The sequence below is a fragment of the Azonexus hydrophilus genome (assembly GCF_001956855.1).
In the GTDB taxonomy this organism is placed as follows: domain Bacteria; phylum Pseudomonadota; class Gammaproteobacteria; order Burkholderiales; family Rhodocyclaceae; genus Azonexus; species Azonexus hydrophilus_A.
Window position 1 is genome coordinate 473,543 of sequence record NZ_MTHD01000003.1, and the last position, 17,920, is coordinate 491,462.

The 17,920-nt window shown below is 58.1% G+C and carries 14 protein-coding genes; 6 read left to right on the forward strand and 8 right to left on the reverse strand.

Going from position 1 to position 17,920, the window contains the following annotated elements; all coding sequences use genetic code 11:
- Positions 1-92 precede the first annotated feature (92 nt).
- The 4 genes from BJN45_RS10990 to BJN45_RS11005 all read right to left on the reverse strand — a co-directional run bounded on the left by BJN45_RS10990 (position 93) and on the right by BJN45_RS11005 (position 3,968).
- Positions 93-1,229, reverse strand: coding sequence for a porin (locus tag BJN45_RS10990; RefSeq protein ID WP_076095115.1), 1,137 nt, complete (start codon positions 1,227-1,229; stop codon positions 93-95).
- Between the two features lie 356 nt (positions 1,230-1,585).
- Positions 1,586-2,440, reverse strand: coding sequence for a cache domain-containing protein (locus BJN45_RS10995; RefSeq protein ID WP_076095117.1), 855 nt, complete (start codon positions 2,438-2,440; stop codon positions 1,586-1,588).
- 36 nt (positions 2,441-2,476) lie between these two features.
- Positions 2,477-3,124, reverse strand: a complete 648-nt coding sequence (locus BJN45_RS11000) for a response regulator (RefSeq protein ID WP_170873075.1) — start codon at positions 3,122-3,124, stop codon at positions 2,477-2,479.
- Between the two features lie 4 nt (positions 3,125-3,128).
- A complete protein-coding gene (locus BJN45_RS11005) occupies positions 3,129-3,968 on the reverse strand; it encodes a sensor histidine kinase (RefSeq protein WP_076095119.1) in 840 nt (279 codons plus the stop codon).
- Positions 3,969-4,177: 209 nt separating this feature from the next.
- On the opposite strand from BJN45_RS11005, the gene BJN45_RS11010 reads away from it, so the two are divergent.
- The 3 genes from BJN45_RS11010 to BJN45_RS11020 all read left to right on the forward strand — a co-directional run bounded on the left by BJN45_RS11010 (position 4,178) and on the right by BJN45_RS11020 (position 7,198).
- The gene (locus BJN45_RS11010) at positions 4,178-6,055 is read left to right on the forward strand and encodes a methanol/ethanol family PQQ-dependent dehydrogenase (protein ID WP_076095121.1); all 1,878 of its coding nucleotides are present in this window, start codon (positions 4,178-4,180) and stop codon (positions 6,053-6,055) included.
- A 70-nt stretch (positions 6,056-6,125) separates the two neighbouring features.
- The gene (locus BJN45_RS11015; protein WP_076095122.1) at positions 6,126-6,701 is read left to right on the forward strand and encodes a pentapeptide repeat-containing protein; all 576 of its coding nucleotides are present in this window, start codon (positions 6,126-6,128) and stop codon (positions 6,699-6,701) included.
- 5 nt (positions 6,702-6,706) lie between these two features.
- Complete coding sequence (locus tag BJN45_RS11020) at positions 6,707-7,198, forward strand: c-type cytochrome (RefSeq protein WP_076095306.1); 492 nt, start codon at positions 6,707-6,709, stop codon at positions 7,196-7,198.
- A gap of 416 nt (positions 7,199-7,614) precedes the next feature.
- Here the strand turns inward: BJN45_RS11020 and BJN45_RS11025 are convergent, their stop codons facing one another.
- The 4 genes from BJN45_RS11025 to BJN45_RS11040 all read right to left on the reverse strand — a co-directional run bounded on the left by BJN45_RS11025 (position 7,615) and on the right by BJN45_RS11040 (position 13,352).
- Positions 7,615-9,075, reverse strand: a complete 1,461-nt coding sequence (locus BJN45_RS11025) for a hypothetical protein (protein ID WP_205750572.1) — start codon at positions 9,073-9,075, stop codon at positions 7,615-7,617.
- Positions 9,076-9,451: 376 nt separating this feature from the next.
- A complete protein-coding gene (locus BJN45_RS11030; RefSeq protein WP_076095126.1) occupies positions 9,452-10,945 on the reverse strand; it encodes a VWA domain-containing protein in 1,494 nt (497 codons plus the stop codon).
- On the reverse strand, positions 10,936-12,477 hold the full coding sequence (locus BJN45_RS11035) for an AAA family ATPase (protein WP_076095308.1): 1,542 nt from the start codon (positions 12,475-12,477) through the stop codon (positions 10,936-10,938). Before BJN45_RS11035 ends, BJN45_RS11030 begins: the two co-directional genes overlap by 10 nt.
- A 74-nt stretch (positions 12,478-12,551) precedes the next feature.
- Positions 12,552-13,352 carry an NYN domain-containing protein gene (locus tag BJN45_RS11040; protein ID WP_076095128.1) on the reverse strand — a complete coding sequence of 267 codons (801 nt, stop codon included), beginning with the start codon at positions 13,350-13,352 and terminating at the stop codon, positions 12,552-12,554.
- Positions 13,353-14,088: 736 nt separating this feature from the next.
- Here BJN45_RS11040 and BJN45_RS11045 point away from each other — a divergent pair.
- From BJN45_RS11045 to BJN45_RS11055, 3 genes are read left to right on the forward strand one after another with little or no spacing between them, the layout of a single operon-like run.
- Positions 14,089-14,859, forward strand: a complete 771-nt coding sequence (locus tag BJN45_RS11045) for a quinoprotein dehydrogenase-associated SoxYZ-like carrier (protein WP_076095130.1) — start codon at positions 14,089-14,091, stop codon at positions 14,857-14,859.
- A complete protein-coding gene (locus BJN45_RS11050) occupies positions 14,856-15,794 on the forward strand; it encodes a quinoprotein relay system zinc metallohydrolase 1 (protein ID WP_076095131.1) in 939 nt (312 codons plus the stop codon). The genes BJN45_RS11045 and BJN45_RS11050 overlap by 4 nt, the downstream gene beginning before the upstream one ends.
- 28 nt (positions 15,795-15,822) lie before the next feature.
- Entirely contained in the window at positions 15,823-17,913 is a 2,091-nt protein-coding gene (locus BJN45_RS11055; RefSeq protein WP_076095134.1) for a TonB-dependent receptor family protein, read from the forward strand.
- Positions 17,914-17,920 lie beyond the last annotated feature (7 nt).

The following is a 17,920-nucleotide window of genomic DNA, read 5'->3' on the forward strand; positions in this document are numbered from 1 at the left end:
GCTCAATGGATCAACGACTGTTCAAATGTGGAGCAACAGTCGCCAAGAAAATCAGGCCTGACGCGTCGCCCGTGCAGCGCGTCAGGTCGGCATCAGAAGCTGTGTTTCATCCCCATCGCCAATCCCTTGATGCCAGCACCGCTCAAACCGAGCGAATTGCCCATCGGGTTGATGGTGAAACTCGCATTGCTGTCGTTCTTGATCTGAGCATAATCGGCATACAGTTCGGTCCGCTTGGACAGCGTATAGCGCGCACCGATCGCCCATTTGCGGGCGTCGGCGTCAGACAGGGTGCGATCCTTGACCTGGCCGTAGCTGACCAGAGCCTTCGCCTTGCCGAAGGGTATTTCCGCGCCAACGAACCAGTTTTGACGGTTGTAGCTCTGTCCAGCAGCCAGTCCGCCAAGGGTTTGATTGCCTGCAGTCGTGGCATCCAGATCAATGTTCCCGCCAATCAGCGAGTTCGGGTCGCCCTTGATGATGTCGTATACGCCTGAAATCTTCAGCGCACCGAAGTCATACGAAACACCAGTCGTTGCAACGTAAAGGCGGCTATTGGAATAACCTACGGCTGTGGTAGTTTCATAGTCGAGATCGACACTCAAAGGGCCGTCTGCGTAGATCAGGTTAGCGGAGAACAGGCGGTCATCACCATTGTTGCCCTTGGTTGCCACACCTGCAGTTGTATGAACGCCATTCAAGCTGCCTTCGGCACCTTGAGTGTTGGTTGCAGCAGCCAGGATCAGCGTGAAGCCGCTGAAAGCGGGAGAGATGTAGGCCACTGCATTGGCCGCACGGTCGTACTGGGTGGTCATCGAAGCAAAATTGCCCACCGAGTAGTTGCCGAACGGGTTGTATTTTCCGTAGATGCCATAACGCAGGCCATCGAGATAGCCGGCAACCAGCGTACCAAACCCCCCGCTCACGCCGACGTACTGGTGTCCGGCTTGGTTCAGGCCGCTTCCGGTATCGGGGGCGATCCGGTACTGCAGATCGAACACTGCCTTGAGGCCATTGCCCAGATCTTCCGTGCCCTTGAAGCCGATATGACTCTGGGAGCCGGCACTCTGCAGGTCACGTTGCGACTTGCCGGATGCAACTGCGCCATTATTGCCGCTACGATACATCCAGCCCATATCGACGTTGCCGTAGATGGTGACATTGGCCTGTGCGAAGGTGCTACCCGAGGCTGCCGCCGCTATGGCCAGTGCGATGAATTTTCTTGTCATGAATTGTCTCCAGATGTTTTCAATGATGTGTGCTGCCAGGGTGTTCTACCCGGACAGCGTTCCCCCGCTGCCATCGCTGCGATGGCATGGAAACCTGCTTGTTGCGAGGGCTGTGCCAGATTGAATTCGAACCGGGGAAAATCGACCAAACCTTTACCGGGCGGCTATTTTCAGGCAACGACCAGTATTTCGCGCCCGTGCAGGGCACTTGCCTGCACGCTCTGTTTCTGGACAGTTGCTCAAGGATGGAGCGAAATGAAGCAGCAGCTATTGCGCAAGTAAAACCGGGCGTCGAACAGAGGGAGTGCGCCCTGCACGGCGCGGCGGCCGGCAGGGTGTGGTGGGGTGGTGATGGGCTATTCGCGGTAGAAGCCGACGCCGATCATGCTGCCGTTTTCACGCCGAACGAAGCTGCGCTTTTGCTCGACTGCGTTGGTGACCGGGTTGCGCCAGACGTAGTCCACCGTGCCTTCGCCTTTGCTTCGGGCCAGTTCGAGCATTTCCCGGATCAGCGGCTTGCCTTCGACGTCGTGCAGGTCGCTGGCGTCAGTGCCGGTCCATTTCGGATTCATTCCATGGGCTTCGAATCTGCCGCTTTGCAGATTGACGGCGAAGACATAGAGGTCATCGCGCACGAAAGGGCCCTTGGTGTCGTTGAAGCTTTCCAGTGCCGCGGCCAGACCCTGCTTGCGGATCTGTGCGCTGGCGGCATCGAGCAGTTTGCGGGCGTCGTCGGCGGTCGAGCGTACGGCGTAATAGCCAACGCCGAGTATGTAATCGCCCTGACGATGCAGCCAGGCGAACTTGGGTTCGACACGGTTGCTCTTGCGGTTGAGCCAGACATAACGAATGCGCGCTTCTGCCTGCTTTTCGGTAACTGCGATCATCTCGCGAAAAAGCGGCGAGCCGGCGGCATCGACGCTGTCGAGCACCTTGAGGCCGATCAGGCTGTCCGGGGCGGCGCCATTGGCGACGTAGGTGCCCTGGCGGTCGATCACGTAAACATAGAGGTCCTTCTTGACGAAATGCCCCTTGCGGTTGTTGAAGGCAGCCCAGGCCTTCTCGTTGCCGTTGGCCTTCAGGTAGGCGACGGCTTCGTTGAACAGGGCGCGGGCTTCGCGCGGGGTGGCGTGATCGGCGGCGCCGGCCAGCGTGCTGGCTGCACCGATCAGCAGGGCGCCCAGGATGCGGGCGAATTTCAATGACTTCATTTTGGTCTCCGGGTGTGGTGAATGCTGTTGTGGGGTTCAGGCGCCGAGCGCGTGATGGATGTCCACTAGGCCATGGCGGGCGGCCAGGTGGAGCAATTTGAAATCACTGTCGGCATCGAGCTTTTGCCGGATCAGCGACAGATAGTTGAGGACGGTTTTGGGACTGACATGCATGGAACTGGCGATCCTGATCGCTGATTCGCCATGTGCCAGCATGCGCAGCACTTCGAATTCACGCGGCGTCAGGTGGGCCAGCGCGCCGTCGCCGTCGATCGCCTCCTCGGCCAGGACCTGGGCGATTTCCGGCGAGAAGACCCGCTTGCCGCAGGCAATTCGGCGGATACCGTCGATCACGTCAGCCGGCTCGCAGTACTTGGTCAGGTAGCCGAGTGCGCCGCTACGCAGGGCCTGAGTGATGTGACTGGCGCCATCGTGCATCGACAGGACCAGGATTTTCAGTTTCGGCTGGCGCAGCAACATGCCGCGGATCGCCTCAATGCCGCTGCTGCCGCGCAGGCTCAGGTCGACCAGCGCGACATCGGCTTCGGTATGCAGGATCAGGCTGTTGGCTTCGTCGGCGCTGCCGGCTTCGCCGACGACCTGCAGGCCTGGTTCGGCATCGAGCAGACGCCGGTAACCATTGCGAACGACGGCATGGTCATCGACCAGAATGATGCGAATCATGTCTCTAACTCCTCCTTGCTACGCTGTTCGGTAACGGCAGCCGGGCCTGCAAGTGCATGCCCTGGCCTGCTGCACCCGATAAACTCAGGTGGCCGCCGATCTTTGTCAGGCGTTCCCTTATCCCGAGCAATCCGCAGTGCAGACCGCTGTTTGCTGCAACGGCCATACCCCGGCCGTCATCTTCAATGCGCAACTGCAACTCCCCCCGGCCAGGCACGACGGCAATACGGCAACAGCGAGCGGCGCTATGCCGGACCACGTTGGTCAGTGCTTCCTGGACCAGCCGGTAGGCGGTCAGACCGACTTCACCGTCCACTTCAGGCAACGCGGTCGGCATCGACAACTGAAATTCGATGCCGGTCGCCCGTTGCTGCCAGCAGCTAACCAGTTCCTGCAATGCCGTGACCAGTTCGTCTGCTGTCAGGCCTCCGCTCTGCCGAGGCCGCAGGATTTCCTGCAGTTGTCGCCGGCATGCCTGCAGATCGCGTTGCAAGTCGCCGGCATACTCACGAAGCAGTGCCGGATTCAGCCGGTCGGCGTTGCGCTCGAGAAATGCTGCGGTCAAACCAATGACGGTCAGGCTCTGGCCCAACCCGTCATGCAAATCCCTTGCCAGAGATTCTCTCTCCTCGTCCTGTGCCGCCTGCAGTTGCTGGATCAGGCGATGCAGGCCGGCTTCGTGTTCGCGCCAGGGACGCAGCACGTGCCGGAGAATGAACACGCATGCTCCAGAAAGAAGCAACAAGGTGATGCAAAGTCGAACACTGTCTTCAAACCGGCTGCTCAGCAGCATTCCGCCGAGCAAGGCGGCGAACAACAAGATGATCTTTTTTTCCTGCGTCATGCGATTTCCAACGTTGAGAACAATGCTTGCCGCTCTGCAGGTTCCGTGCCGGCCACCCGGAAAATCCGGGAAAAACTCCCGGTTTGCCGCCGTCGATCTCCCGAGACATCGCCGCAAGCTGTCCCCGATACTCGGCTCGCCTGGTGTCAAACCCGGGCCGGCCCGAAGCATCGGGAACGCAAGGACACCCTTCTGGAGACGAAGAAAACATGAAATCGACCCGGTTCAATACCCGCCCCACGCTGCTGGCTGCCGTACTGGCCGCTTCCTTCTGCACCCCGGTCATGGCTGCCAAGTCCGTGAGTTGGGAAGACATCCTCAACGACGACAAGACCACCCAGGATGTGCTGTCCTACGGTCTCGGGCTCAAGGCCCAGCGCTTCAGCACGCTGACCCAGATCAATACGAAAAATGTCGAGCACCTGGTGCCGGCGTGGAGCTTTTCCTTCGGCGGCGAAAAGCAGCGTGGCCAGGAAGCTCAGGCCCTGGTGCACGATGGCGTGATCTACGTCACCGCGTCGTATTCGCGCATCTTCGCGATCGATGCCCGCACCGGCAAACGCCTGTGGGAATATGAAGCCCGCCTGCCCGACGACATCCGCCCCTGCTGCGACGTGGTCAATCGTGGCGCCGCCATCTACGGCGACAATATCTACTTCGGCACGCTCGACGCCGCCATCGTCGCGCTCAACAAGAACACCGGCAAGGTTGCCTGGCGCAAGAAGTTCGGCGACCACAAGGTCGGCTACACGATGACCGGTGCACCCTTCGTCGTGAAGGACGAGAAGAGCGGCAAGGTGCTGCTGGTGCATGGTTCGTCGGGTGACGAATTCGGCGTCGTCGGCTGGCTGTTTGCCCGCGATCCGGAGACCGGCGAGGAAGTCTGGGCGCGGCCGATGGTCGAAGGCCACATGGGCCGCCTGAACGGCAAGGAATCGACCCCGACCGGCGACAAGGAAGCGCCGTCCTGGCCACGTGACAAGGACGGCAAGCTGGTCGAGGCCTGGCATCAGGGCGGTGGCGCCCCGTGGCAGACGGCCAGCTACGACGTCGAGAAGAACATGGTGGTCATCGGCAGCGGCAACCCGGCGCCGTGGAACACCTGGCACCGGACCAAGGAAGGCGACGACCCGCGCAACTGGGACAGCCTGTTCACCTCGGGCCAGGCGTATGTTGACGCCAGCAACGGCGAACTCAAGGGCTTCTTCCAGCACACCCCGAATGACGCCTGGGACTTCTCCGGCAACAACTCGGTGGTCCTTTTCGAATACAAGGATCCGAAGACAGGCAAGCTGGTCAAGGCCTCGGCACACGCCGACCGTAACGGCTTCTTCTTCGTCACCGACCGCGAGAAGCTGACCAACGGTGCCGGCTATCCGAACAAGCCGACCTCGCTGATTGGCGCCTGGCCCTTTGTTGACGGCATTACCTGGGCCTCCGGCTTCGACCTGAAGACCGGCAAGCCGATCGAGAAGGACAACCGCCCGCCCAAGGTAAAGGATGGTGCCGAGAAGGGCGATTCGATCTTCGTCTCGCCACCTTTCCTCGGCGGCACTAACTGGATGCCGATGAGCTTCAGCCAGCAGACCGGCCTCTTCTACATCCCGGCCAATCATTGGGCGATGGACTACTGGACCGAAAAGCTGACCTACAAGGCCGGCTCCGCCTATCTCGGCCAGGGCTTCCGCATCAAGCGCCTGTTCGACGACCACGTCGGCATCCTGCGCGCCATCGATCCGAAGACCGGCAAGATCGCCTGGGAGCACAAGGAGAAATTCCCGCTCTGGGCCGGCACCATGACCACCGCCGGTGGCCTGTTGTTCACCGGCACCTCGGACGGCTACGTCAAGGCCTTCGATGCGAAGAACGGCAAGGAGCTGTGGAAGTTCCAGACCGGCTCCGGCGTGGTTTCCGTCCCGGTGACCTGGGAAATGGACGGCGAGCAGTATGTCGGCATCCAGTCCGGTTACGGCGGCGCCGTGCCGCTGTGGGGTGGTGACATGGCCGAACTGACCAAGCAGGTGACGCAGGGCGGTTCGATGTGGGTATTCAAGCTGCCCAAGGTGCTCACGCAGGGCAAGCGCTAAACAGCTCAGGCCTTCGCAAACCGGCCGGTTACGGCTGGCCGGTTTTTACGACAAGCGATGAAAGCAGACCATGTTGCGATATCTGATCGTTGCCATGATGAGCATGGCTACCGTAGCAACCCATGTCGCCGCCGATGAAGGGAATGATCCACCGGTGATCAATGGTTGTGCCATCTGGTCGCATACCCGTTGTCCCGGTGCCGACCTGCGTCATGCCGACCTCTCCGGCAAGAACCTGGCCGGTGCCGATTTTCGTGGTGCCAACATGGCCCGCGTCGACCTGCGCGGGGCCATGCTCGCCGGTGCCAATTTCGATGGCGCCGACCTCACCGGCGCCCGCATGAGCAAGGCTTCGGCCCCCACCGCCACCTTTCGCAAGGCCAGGTTGGTTGGCGCCGACCTCGAATTTGCCCGGCTCTTCCGCGCCGATTTCACCGACGCCGATCTGACCGCTGCCAACCTCGAAGCAGCCAAGGCAAACTTCGCCTGGTTCGAACGGGCCCGTCTGGTCGACGCCAACCTCCAGGAAGCCAAGCTTTACACCGTCAATCTGCGCGGCGCCGACCTGAGCGGCACCTATCGCCGCTATGCGGTATTCCAGGATGCCGACTTCACGGGCTGCACCGGCTGCCCGACCGACTGGTGAACGCCATGAAAATCCCCCAGCTTTCCCTGTTTGCCGGCCTGTTCGCGCTGCTCTTTGCCGGCACAGTGCACGCCATCGAAATCGCCACCCCGCCCGACGTCGACTATTCGGCCTTGCCGCCGCTCGGCCAGCAATGGCGCGACAGCAACCCCTACCGGGACGTAGCCGCCGCCCCCGAAATCGGCCGCGTCGCCTACAACCAGTCCTGCGCCCGCTGCCATGGCGCCGACGCCGCCACCAACGCCGCGCCGGCGCCCGATCTGCGCAACCTGAACCGCGCCTGCTGGCGCATCGTGAACACCGACCTGAAGGCCCGCTGCATCGCCGACAAGGACGCCTATTTCGCCAAAACCGTGCGTCACGGCAAGACCATCGTTGGCGTCATGCATATGCCGCCCTGGCAGGACGTCCTGCCGCAGGAGCTCGCCTGGTCCATCCAGGTCTTCATCGAAGCCCAGGCCGCCACCAAGGCTCGGGCTCAGGCGGCAGCCAGGTAAGCCAAAGCCGGCCGCCGCCGGATCGGCCTGACCGCCTTCCGCTTCGACACCGCAACCCGGCAATGCATTGCCGACAACAGTTTTGAAGCGAGTTTTGTCGATGATGCGCAGAAGACCGCGTGGGGTGAGCGGTTGGATGTGATTGTTGCGGTCGACGGGTGAAATATTGGGAAAATGGGTGAGTCGGGCTTTCGGCCAATCCGGCTATTGGCCCATGGGCTGGTGTCAGGCAGCAATCTCGCGCAGACCTGCCGTTCAGCTTCTGACCTCCTCGAACGGCAGCTTCTTCATCTGGTGAATACCTGCTTCCGACCCGAAGCGGTCAATCGGACTCAGGGAAAGCAGACATTGAACTCTCTGGTTAGCCAGCGCAGCCTAAAGCACGTGGGGGCCGGGCTGAAAGACCAGCTTAGGCTTCACATTGGGCTCTTGAACTGTGAATGGCTCCTACGAAACCGGGGATTCTCCGCTTTTGGGGAGTAGGCTACAACCTTCGGATCGATCTCCACTCGCCGGGCCATTACATCGTGCAGTTCCCCAAGTGATGCAACCACGGCAAGGTCGTTAATGACGTTGCGATAGATTGCACAAAACCCTACCTCGCGGCGCATATCTCTAAGAAACGGTGGAAGTGGCACCTTTAGATCGATGTCTGGAAAGGGGGGGAGACCGGCCATGCCTCCTATGGCGTTATACACGGTGATGAGCCGGGTAACTGGTACACCTTGGCGGGTCTTGACGGAATACTTCTCCCGCATTGAGGCAGATACACGCTGCACCGCAGCAGTGAGTTTTTCGAGCCTGCGATTGCCTTGGGCCAATGACTGATCGTGGAATGCTTCGTGAAGTTCGTTTAACTGAGCACGCGCTTCAACGAAAGGTTTGTCCAATCTGATCTCCTCTAGGGCGTGGATTGCCGCAGAGGGGTCTCCGCATTGCTGCGCGAGCCAAGCAGAGAACACCGGTAAGTCGCATGCTGCGAGTATTGGCGAGCCTGCGGTGTGGACCTCCGCAATATCTCTGCTGAGTGACATCGAAACTTGCTTGACGAGTCGTCGAGGAAAATCCGCATGGTATTGAAAGCGCTGCGCGATGTAGTGCTGTTGGTAGGCTTGACGAATCGGATAAAGAAACGAGTCTGCTTTAAGGTGTGCTGCCGCGAGGGTATAGAAGATAGCTCTGTTCGCGATCCAAACTAGCGATGCAACGAAGGCGGGAATTGCGCCGCTAACTGGCCCGGTTTCGCCGATCCCCCAACGCGCATCAGGCACCTTGTAGTCCTTGGTAATAGGATTTCCATACCGGTCAACCAGTTCGACATCCGGCTTTATCCATTGTCCGGCATTCTTGGCATCACCAAGCTCTTGGAAAATGGCAGTAGCGACGGCCCCATATTTGCGGAATTCTTGGCTTCCTTCCTCCGCAAGCACCTTCAAGGTAAGGTGGTAGATACTGCTCCCGATATCCCATGTGCAAACCATGTGGGACTGAAGTAATTCAAAAAGCGCTTGGAACTCGTTATTAGCAAAGTTCCCTCCATGAATCTTCGGTCGAATACCTGCTGCAATGGTGTCGGCCGTGGCTGCGACTTGCTGTAGCCCAAGAGCAGCCGGATCGATGTGCGTTACCTGAGGGAACGCTTGGCGCCGGCCTTCACGGAGGCCTGGGATGTAGTCATCTATGACTGCCAAGTCGTCATAGAAAAGTCGCGCCTGAACGAAGTTCTCGAAAGCCACCAGATCGACATCTATCGAATCTGTACTCCTTGACGGCGCTTGTCCAAGAATGCGCTGAACGCCAGTCAAAGTCGCGTTGTCTGTAAGGGCTGTGGTCATGGTTTGTGAAGTAAAACTGTTATTGAATTGATATTTCCCCACGGATTATGCGCGCGGTATCCAATGCAAGGTAACGAAACTACCGTTCCATAGCGCCTGTATACGAACTCCAATACTCGAAAGCGAGATGGGCGAATGTCCGCTTTCGGGATAGCATCCCGACGGACCGCTCCTGGCCGATTGTACTCATTGGGCATTTTGTCCGAAAGCGGTCTGTGGCAACATCGCGACCAACGGCGAGCGGCTGCTTGCGGGAGCGCATCCCCAAAGGCAGTCTTCAGCCAGGAGTTGCCGCACGACGTTTCCACAATGCAGCCATTCAAACGCCTGCGCTACTCCCTAAGTGGCCAGAATAGCGAATCCCATGCATCGCCAATGCTGTAGTTCATCTTGTGATTGCAGCAATTACAGCCACAAACTATTGAACACTCGCTTTTTCGATTATGTTTCGCTCAAAACTTACCAGTTCATGAATACGACTGGTTCGCGGGTCATAAACCCATTCATTGTCAAAAAACGTTTTCAGGCGATGGGACATGTAGCAGTTCCCCACAACAAGCGAGTGAAAACGGTTCCCGTCAAGTCGTCGGCCTTCTATTCGGCTTAGCGAATATTCTGGCAGTTCGGACATAATGAAATCGGAAACGATCAGCAGATCTGCGTTTTTGTAAGCATCCTCTTCCATCTTATCCAATGCGTGCTCAAGGGCTGGAGCAACATCAGTGCCTCCGTGAAATGACATCCCTAGAAAGCGTAGCAGGGATTCCATGCCGATATCTGCACTCAAATCCAAAGTGTAGATACCTGTCGAGAAATTGATCAGGTAACAGGGTCTTTTCTGCTCCCTTGCTTTCGTGGCGAGGAAAAGAGCGACAGCCTTGGCAACAGTCTCGGGCGTACCGTTCATTGATCCGCTGGTGTCGATACAAATAACCATTGGGCCTTGCTTTTCGGCTTCTTTAATACTTCGCTCTTCTTCTGTTTCCACATGCCTATGAATGTTTTGAATACCGTTCATATCAAAGCACATAAGACTGGATTCGACATATTTCAGGTCGAATAGGATGGCAGTGTCAGGGTCTGCAAGTAGCGCAAGTTCAGAGGGCAACACATGTTCAAGATCACGCCCGAGCCGGATGCCGATAATTTCCTCCCGTGAGTTGATGTCAGGAAGGTTTGCTTGAACAGGAGTGACGGACCTGACGCGCTCAATTTTTTCCGACAGTTCAATTTGTCGGATTTTTCCCAAGAGTTCGCACAACGTCCTGATACCATTATCTTCCGCAAGGTATTTTGCCCATCGCTCGAATTGCTGGATGTCCTGAGCAGTGAGACTCCCCTTGGACAGGTCAAGCAAGAGGCCCGTATCTAGGCCAAGCTCTTGAAGCCGCTCTCGCAAGCTCTTCAATGAGCGCAATATTTTTTCGAGTTCTACCATGAGAGCAGCCCGGCGTGCCTCGATTTCTCGAAGTTCCCATTCCGTACGAACTCGATCCATTCGCTTTTGCCATTCATTCAACAAGAGGCGGATGCCAATTGAGGTGTCGTCAGCGCGCTTTTGGGCAATGGGCGTTTTCGGCGTTTTTGATTTGAACTGACCTCGCCAAAACGATTCGTTAGCGGGATGCCCAGTTTCCTTGCAGAAATCCATGTACCCATCCACAGCCTTAGCAAGGTCGCTCTCGGAAATGGCTGGGTTTTGCAGGCGATTGTGCCAGTCGAAAAAATCTTGTTCTTGCGATAAGAAAGGAAATCTCGAATCGAGAATGGACGTAGTCGCCAACTCCCATTCCCTGATTCGATCAGTGACGTGGCTACGGATGGCATTCGAACTGGCCAGCAATGGTGAATAGGAAGAGCCTATCTCGTCGCGGATGCTTTCTGACGCGATTACGATTGGGCTTATCGGCATAGCTCTTCAAGCCGTTCGCAATCCTTGATACGGAGTTTCAAGCTTTCAACCTGCTCAGAAATGCCGAGAATCGCCAGATTGGTTTTTTCGGTTGGCACAAAAAGAGAAGCAAGCTCAGATTCAATTTTTGAAAAATTATTGGTTACTATTTCTAATGCTGATAGAAGCTGAGACTTGATTTCAGAAACTGATTTGGATAGTGCCGCAATAAGCCGCTGGTTGACACCTTCTTTTTTATCTCCTTTTTTAATCAGGATGGCTGGCGTGAAATTGACGGAATCTCTGTTCTGTATATATTGAACCTTACACGACCCTTGCCCATCGAAAGAGCATTCGATTTCTCGAATCACATTGCCCGATATATCCACGGGCGTGAAGGGGGTTTGGGATTTGATTTTTTCACATGAAAGGTAAATCAACTTACTTGAGTTGTAGTGTCCTGAGCGAGGAAAATTTGGGGCGAATTTAAAGAACTCTTTTCCCTGTATTTTTTCTGTCTTGTATATGTCTGACGAATGAAATAGCTCCTCGGATATTTCTTGCTCGAGGGTTTCCTTTTTTCGGTCAATATCGGCCAAGCTATATTCACTATTAATTCCCGATGCCTTTACCGCCTCCATGACAATATCCGTCACTGCCTGATGATTTTTTTCTTCCGTCCAAAGGCAATGCTGCAATAGCAACGCATCGCTATGGTTGGTTGCCATTCTTCCATTAAAGAACGCCGCAGCCTTCATCAATATGGCAGCGCGTTGCCAACGCCGATCAGATACGTAAATCGCGGTCGACTCATCCAACTTCGCCAGTTTTTCACGGATCAGATGAATGATCGTCAGTGTTTCTGAGGACAGCGCGACTGAGTGGATTTGTTGCTGCCAAGCATCCCATTCGTCAGATTTAATGCGAAGCTCCTCAGAAACATTAGCCTCTGCCGAACTAGGTTTACTGTTCAGTAAGAACTCGAAATGTTGCAGCTCACCGATGGGCTGAACCATCAAGCGGACAATGAAACGATCATATAGCGCCTCTAGCCCTTGGTTGATGTCTGGCGTTTCATTTGATGCAGCAAGTAATGCCTTGAGCGGCACTTGCTCTATGGTTTCACCATTCTTGAATATCCGTTCGTTGATGAGTGTCAGAAGGGTATTCAGGATTGCAGGACTGGATTTCCAGATCTCGTCGAGAAAGGCGAAATCTGCTTTCGGGAGATAGGAATCTGTCTTCCGAATATAGTGATCCTCCTTTAATGCCTTGATCGAAACAGGGCCGAATACTTCCTCAGGTGTGCTGAAGCGGTTCATCAAATATTCAAAGTAGGCCGGTTTATGAAAGGCGCAGGAGAGGCGCCTGGATATCAGGCTCTTTGCTGTCCCTGGTGGGCCATACAGAAATGTATTCTGCCCACAGAGTACCGCCAGGAGTGAAACAGCAATGATTTCCTCCCGTTCGTACATGCCCGCACTAATTGCTTTGATCAGATGGTCAATTCGGTCTCGCAGGGAATTCGTATCTGAGGTTTTGTTGTTTCTCATGAAGGCACCGTTGTGATGATCTGTTATGGCGACGTAAGCCACATGTTGGTAACTAACGCACGCGAAATTTTTGATTACTTTGCGCGTAGGTAAAGTTGTTTTTGGGTTTGGCTGCCAGGTGGTAGGCGTTCTTCGGTAATGAACAAATCAGTCTTGGCTTTTACCAAGTCAGATAATTTCTTGAAGCCATATACCCGAGAATCAAAGTCCGGTTGGAGCTTTGTGAGATAGCTGCCGAAAGTGCCAAGATGAGCCCATCCGCTTTCATCTGAAGATTCCTCAAGAGCGGAAAGGAGAAAACCCTTGGGAAAAACAGTGGAATCCAGCCCTTCTGGGGTGAGTTTTGCCACCGCAACAGGAATCGCATCAGACTTGTTTGGAACCACTTCGGGTTCGGGGGCGGGGCGGCGCAGTACCTCTGTGAGGATAAATTTATTGCACGCATTTCGAAATGCATCAGGGGTTTTCTGTTCACCAAAACCCAAAACCAATAGACCTTCTTCTCTAATGCGAGTGGCTAGACCCGTAAAGTCACTATCACTGGTAATCAGGCAGAAGCCATCTAAACGGCGGGTATAGAGCAGATCCATCGCGTCAATGATGAGTGTGCTGTCCGTCGCATTTTTTCCTGTTGTGTATGCGAATTGCTGGACTGGCTTGATGGCGTATTTCTGAAGAACTTTTTTCCAGGATGAGCTGTTCGGGGAAGTGAAATCGCCATAAATCCGCTTGACAGAAGCTTCGCCAAACCGAGCCACTTCCGCGAGGATTCCTTCGATAACGGCAGCTTGTGCGTTGTCCGCATCGATAAGCACTGCAAGCCGGAGGGTTGGTTCTTCGGATTCAATTTTTGCTACCAGTCGTGGGGAAACCATTGCGCCGCCTGAGAAATTTTACAGAGTCAAAATCATAGTGCATATACGCTAGGAGTTGCTTAAGCCGTACGACACCGGTTTGAGGATTGCCAACAGTAGCGAGCCGATATAACTAATGATCAAGCTTGGAGGATGAACGACCCCTCCAATCGCAAACCTACCGTTCAATCCCCGATGGGATGAGTGTCTCTTGTGGGTCGAGAGCACGTATTCGCCAGAAGGGAAAGCTGCCGCTCAGGACCTCTCAAGGCTAAGCGGCAGGTAAGCGGCCGATAGCAGCCCGATTGAGCGCCTTATGCCAATGGCCGGAATGGCCGAATTCCCCGCGTACGTCCTAAGCACTCTCCCAAGTCAATTCAATCCGGAAAAACCGCAAATTTTTGCGGTCGACCGCAGAATTCGCGCAGTTTTGTCATCAGGGCAGCCTCCGCACTAATCCCAACATTATTGGCTGGAATAAGTCGGGAGCTTCCGGCAGAAGACCGTGCGCATCTGCTTGCACTGCCGTCGCACAGCACGCCGGCCATGATCACCGGGCAGTCGAGATGCCGACCGGCGGGTAGCGCCGGTCTTCGGTCAGGCAGCTAACCGTCTTGCTGCAAATGGAAGCAACTGCTCCACGCTTGAACAGCGTGCCTGCTGCATCGGATGCTCGCGCGGGACAGGGCGGGGTTCTGGTGTTGGCACGGCGCTTGCGAACTCACTACCAAACAGCCCACAGGGCGTGGAGTGAGACATGAATCTGATGACAGGCATTGCCGCCGTTTTGCTGGCGGTGCTGGCGACTGTCCGGCCTGCGCTGGCCGGGCAGGACGAGGTCGATCCGCTGGCGTCGCCGCGCTGGGCGGATATGCGCTACCTGTTCCCGGAAGGGGCGACGCTGCGTTTCGATCCGCGGGTCCGGGTGCTGGCGCCAGCCGTGGCCGAAAATCCGCTGCAGGTGCCGCTTACTGTGGACGCCAGCGAACTCGGGCCGGTCAGTGAGGTGCTGGTTTTTGCCGATTTCAATCCCATCGTCGAGGTGATGCGCTTTTTTCCGGAGGCAGCACCGGCCTGGCTGGGTTTTCGCATCAAACTGCAGCAATCGACGCCGGTGCGGGCGGCGGCGCGGACAGCCGATGGTGTCTGGCACGTCGGCGGCACCTGGGTGACCACGGTCGGCGGAGGCTGCACTGTGCCCTCGGCCAAGGCGGGTAGCCCGGACTGGCAGGCGCGGCTCAATCAGGTCAGCGGCCGGCAGTGGAACAGGGGGGCGCAGGCTGACCGGATCCGGCTGCGCATCGAGCATCCGATGGATACTGGCCTGGTTGCCGGAATTCCCGCTTTTCACCTGGATCAGGTGGAGTTGCTAGACGCGGCGGGCCAGCGCCTGATGCGCCTGCAACTGCACGAGCCGGTCAGCGAGAACCCGGTGTTCACGCTGCGTCGTGGCGCTGTCGCCGGGCCGGTCGAGGTGCGCGGCTACGACAACAACGGTAATGCCTTCCACGCGAGGATAGCGCCATGAAGCGCTGGTTGTCGGGCTTTCTTGTGCTGCTTGCCGGGGCTGCCGGGGCTGCCGATTTCGATTACGGGCTCAAGGCGCAGCGGGTTGCCGATGGTGTCCATGCGTTTATCGGCAAGACCGAGGACTTTACGCCAGCCAACGGTGGCAACATCGTCAATACCGGTTTCATCGTCGCGCCGGGCGGCATCATCGTCATCGACAGTGGACCGTCGCGCCGCTACGGCGAGCAGATGCGCCGGGCGATTGCCGCCGTGGATCAGCGGCCACTGGTGCTGGTCATCAACACCCATCATCATCCCGACCATTTTCTCGGCAACCAGGCCTTTGCAGGCGTGCCGCTGGCGGCGCTGCCGGGCACCATCAAGGGTATTGGCGAGGAGGGCAATGCCTTTGCTGAAAACCTTTTTCGCCTGACCGGCGACTGGATGCAGGGTACTGAAGTCGTGGTTCCCGGGCAGGCGCTGCGGGCCGGCCACCAGGAAACTGCCGGGCGCCGCCTGCGCCTGCTGGCACTGGCCGGACATACCGAGGCCGATCTGGCGATTTACGACGAAACCAGCGGCGTGCTGTTCACCGGGGATCTCGGTTTTTTCGAGCGGGCGCCGACGACACCGCACGCTGATGTCGGCCGCTGGCTGGCGGCACTCGATGCGCTGGAGGCGATCACCCGCGAGCCGGGTTTCCGGGCGATCGTTCCCGGGCATGGGCCGGTGGCGCGCGATGCCGCGCCGCTGCGGCAGACCCGCGCCTGGTTGAACTGGCTGCAGATGGCCCTGCGCCGTTCGGCGGAAGAGGGGCTGGACATGAACGAGACGATGGCACGCGCGATCCCCGCCGAGTTTGCCGTGCTACCGCTATCCGCCAGTGAATACCGGCGCTCGGTCGGCCATCTGTTCCCGGGGGTCGAGCAGGAAATTCTCGAACCGGCACGTTGAAACAGCCATTATTACAACCGGAGACAAAATGAAAACTCACCGCATGAACCCGCTCGCCACCTGCTTGGCGCTGGCCTTTGCCGCGCCGGCGCTGGCCGACGAGGCAATCCGTTTCGACCCGATGGTGATCACCGGCAGCCGGGTCGAGCAGAGCACGTTCGATCTGCCTGCTGCGGTCGACGTGGTCGATTCGGCAAAAATTGGCGCCGCCCAGCTTGGGGTAAATGCTTCCGAGGCACTGGCAAGTGTGCCCGGGATCGTCGTCCAGAATCGTCAGAACTACGCCCAGGATCTGCAGATTTCGTCGCGCGGTTTTGGCGCCAGAACCGCCTTCGGCGTCCGCGGCATCCGTCTGGTGGCCGATGGTATTCCGGCGTCGATGCCGGACGGACAGGGGCAGGCGGCGACCTTCAATCTCGACCGTGCCGAGCGCATCGAGGTCATGCGTGGGCCGCTGTCGTCGGTTTATGGCAACGCGGCGGGCGGCGTCATCCAGTTGTTTACGCCGGATGGCAAGGGGCGGCCAAGTATTGAGGGCCGTTTCAGCGCTGGCAGCAACGACACCTGGAAGAGCGATCTGGCCAGCCAGGGCGAGGTCGGCGGTCTGGCCTATGTCGTCGATGCCTCGCGTTTCGTGTCCGATGGTTACCGCGACCATAGCGCCGTCCGGCGCGACCAGGGCCTGGTCAAACTCGGCGTTTCGCCGAGCCCGGACGGGCGGCTGACTTTTGTTGCCAGCAGCTTCCGCCAGATCGCCGACGACCCGCTCGGGCTCGACTGGGCCGCTTACCAGAGCCGGCCGGAAGGCGTCACCCCGGGCGCACTCAGTTTTGATACGCGCAAGCGGATCAGCCAGCAACAGGCCGGGCTCAATTACGAGCATCGTTTCGGCGAACATGCCCTGCAGTTGTCGACCTACGCCGGCCAGCGCTCGGTGATCCAGTACCAGTCCATCCCGGTCGGGGTGCAGGGCAATCCGCGCCATTCGGGCGGCGTCATCGATTTCGACCGCAGCTTTGCCGGCGCCTCGGCGCGCTGGATTGCCCGCAGCCGGCTGGCCGGCGGCCGGCTGACGACAACCCTGGGCGTCGATTACGAGCGTTCGCTCGATGACCGCCAAGGCTACGAGAATTTCATCGGTGCCACGCTCGGGGTCAAGGGCCGCCTGCGCCGCGACGAAACCGACCGGGTGGCGGCTAGCGGTGTCTATGTGCAGGGCCAGTGGCAGGGCGAGCGCTGGGGTTTCAGCGGCGGCCTGCGCCATAGCCGGGTTGGCTTCAAGGTCAGCGACCACTACATCGTCGCCGGTAACGGTGACGACAGTGGTGAGGTCGACTACCGCAAGACGACGCCGACGCTGGCAGCAACGTTCGCGCTGACGCCTGGCGTCAATCTCTACGCCAGCGTTGCCCGCGGTTTCGAGACACCATCGCTGAACGAGCTTTTCTATTCCGGGCCGGGTGCCAGCTTCAGTTTCGACCTCAAGCCGGCGACCAGTACCCACCTGGAAACCGGTATCAAGGCCCTGCTCGGCAACAACAGCCGGCTGGACATCGCGCTGTTCGAAGTGCGGACCCGGGATGAACTGGTGGTGGCTGCCTCGGCTGGCGGTCGCACCAGCTACATCAACGCCGGTCGTACCCTGCGCCGTGGCATTGAGGCGGCGCTCGACGTGCGCTGGTCGGGGGGCTTTTCCGGTCGTCTCGCCTACACCGGCCTGCGCGCCGAATTCGACGAGGCCTATACCGGCAACAGTGGTGTCGTCGCTGCCGGCAACCGCCTGCCCGGCGTGCCGTCCTCGCAGTTGTACGGCGAACTGGCTTGGAAACATGCGGTCAGCGGTTTCCAGGCGGCGATCGAAACGCTGGCGCGGAGCCGGGTCTATGTCGACGACACTAATGCCGCGCGTTCGGCACCCGGCTACGCGATCGCCAACCTGCGCTTCGCGCTTGATCGCGATTACGGCGCGTTGTCGGTCGGTACCTTCCTGCGCATCGACAACCTGTTCGATCGCCAGTACGTCGGTTCGGTAATCGTTGGCGACAGCAACGGCCGCTATTACGAATCAGCGCCCGGCCGCAACTGGCTGGCCGGGGTAACGCTGAAACACCGTTTCTGAACGATGC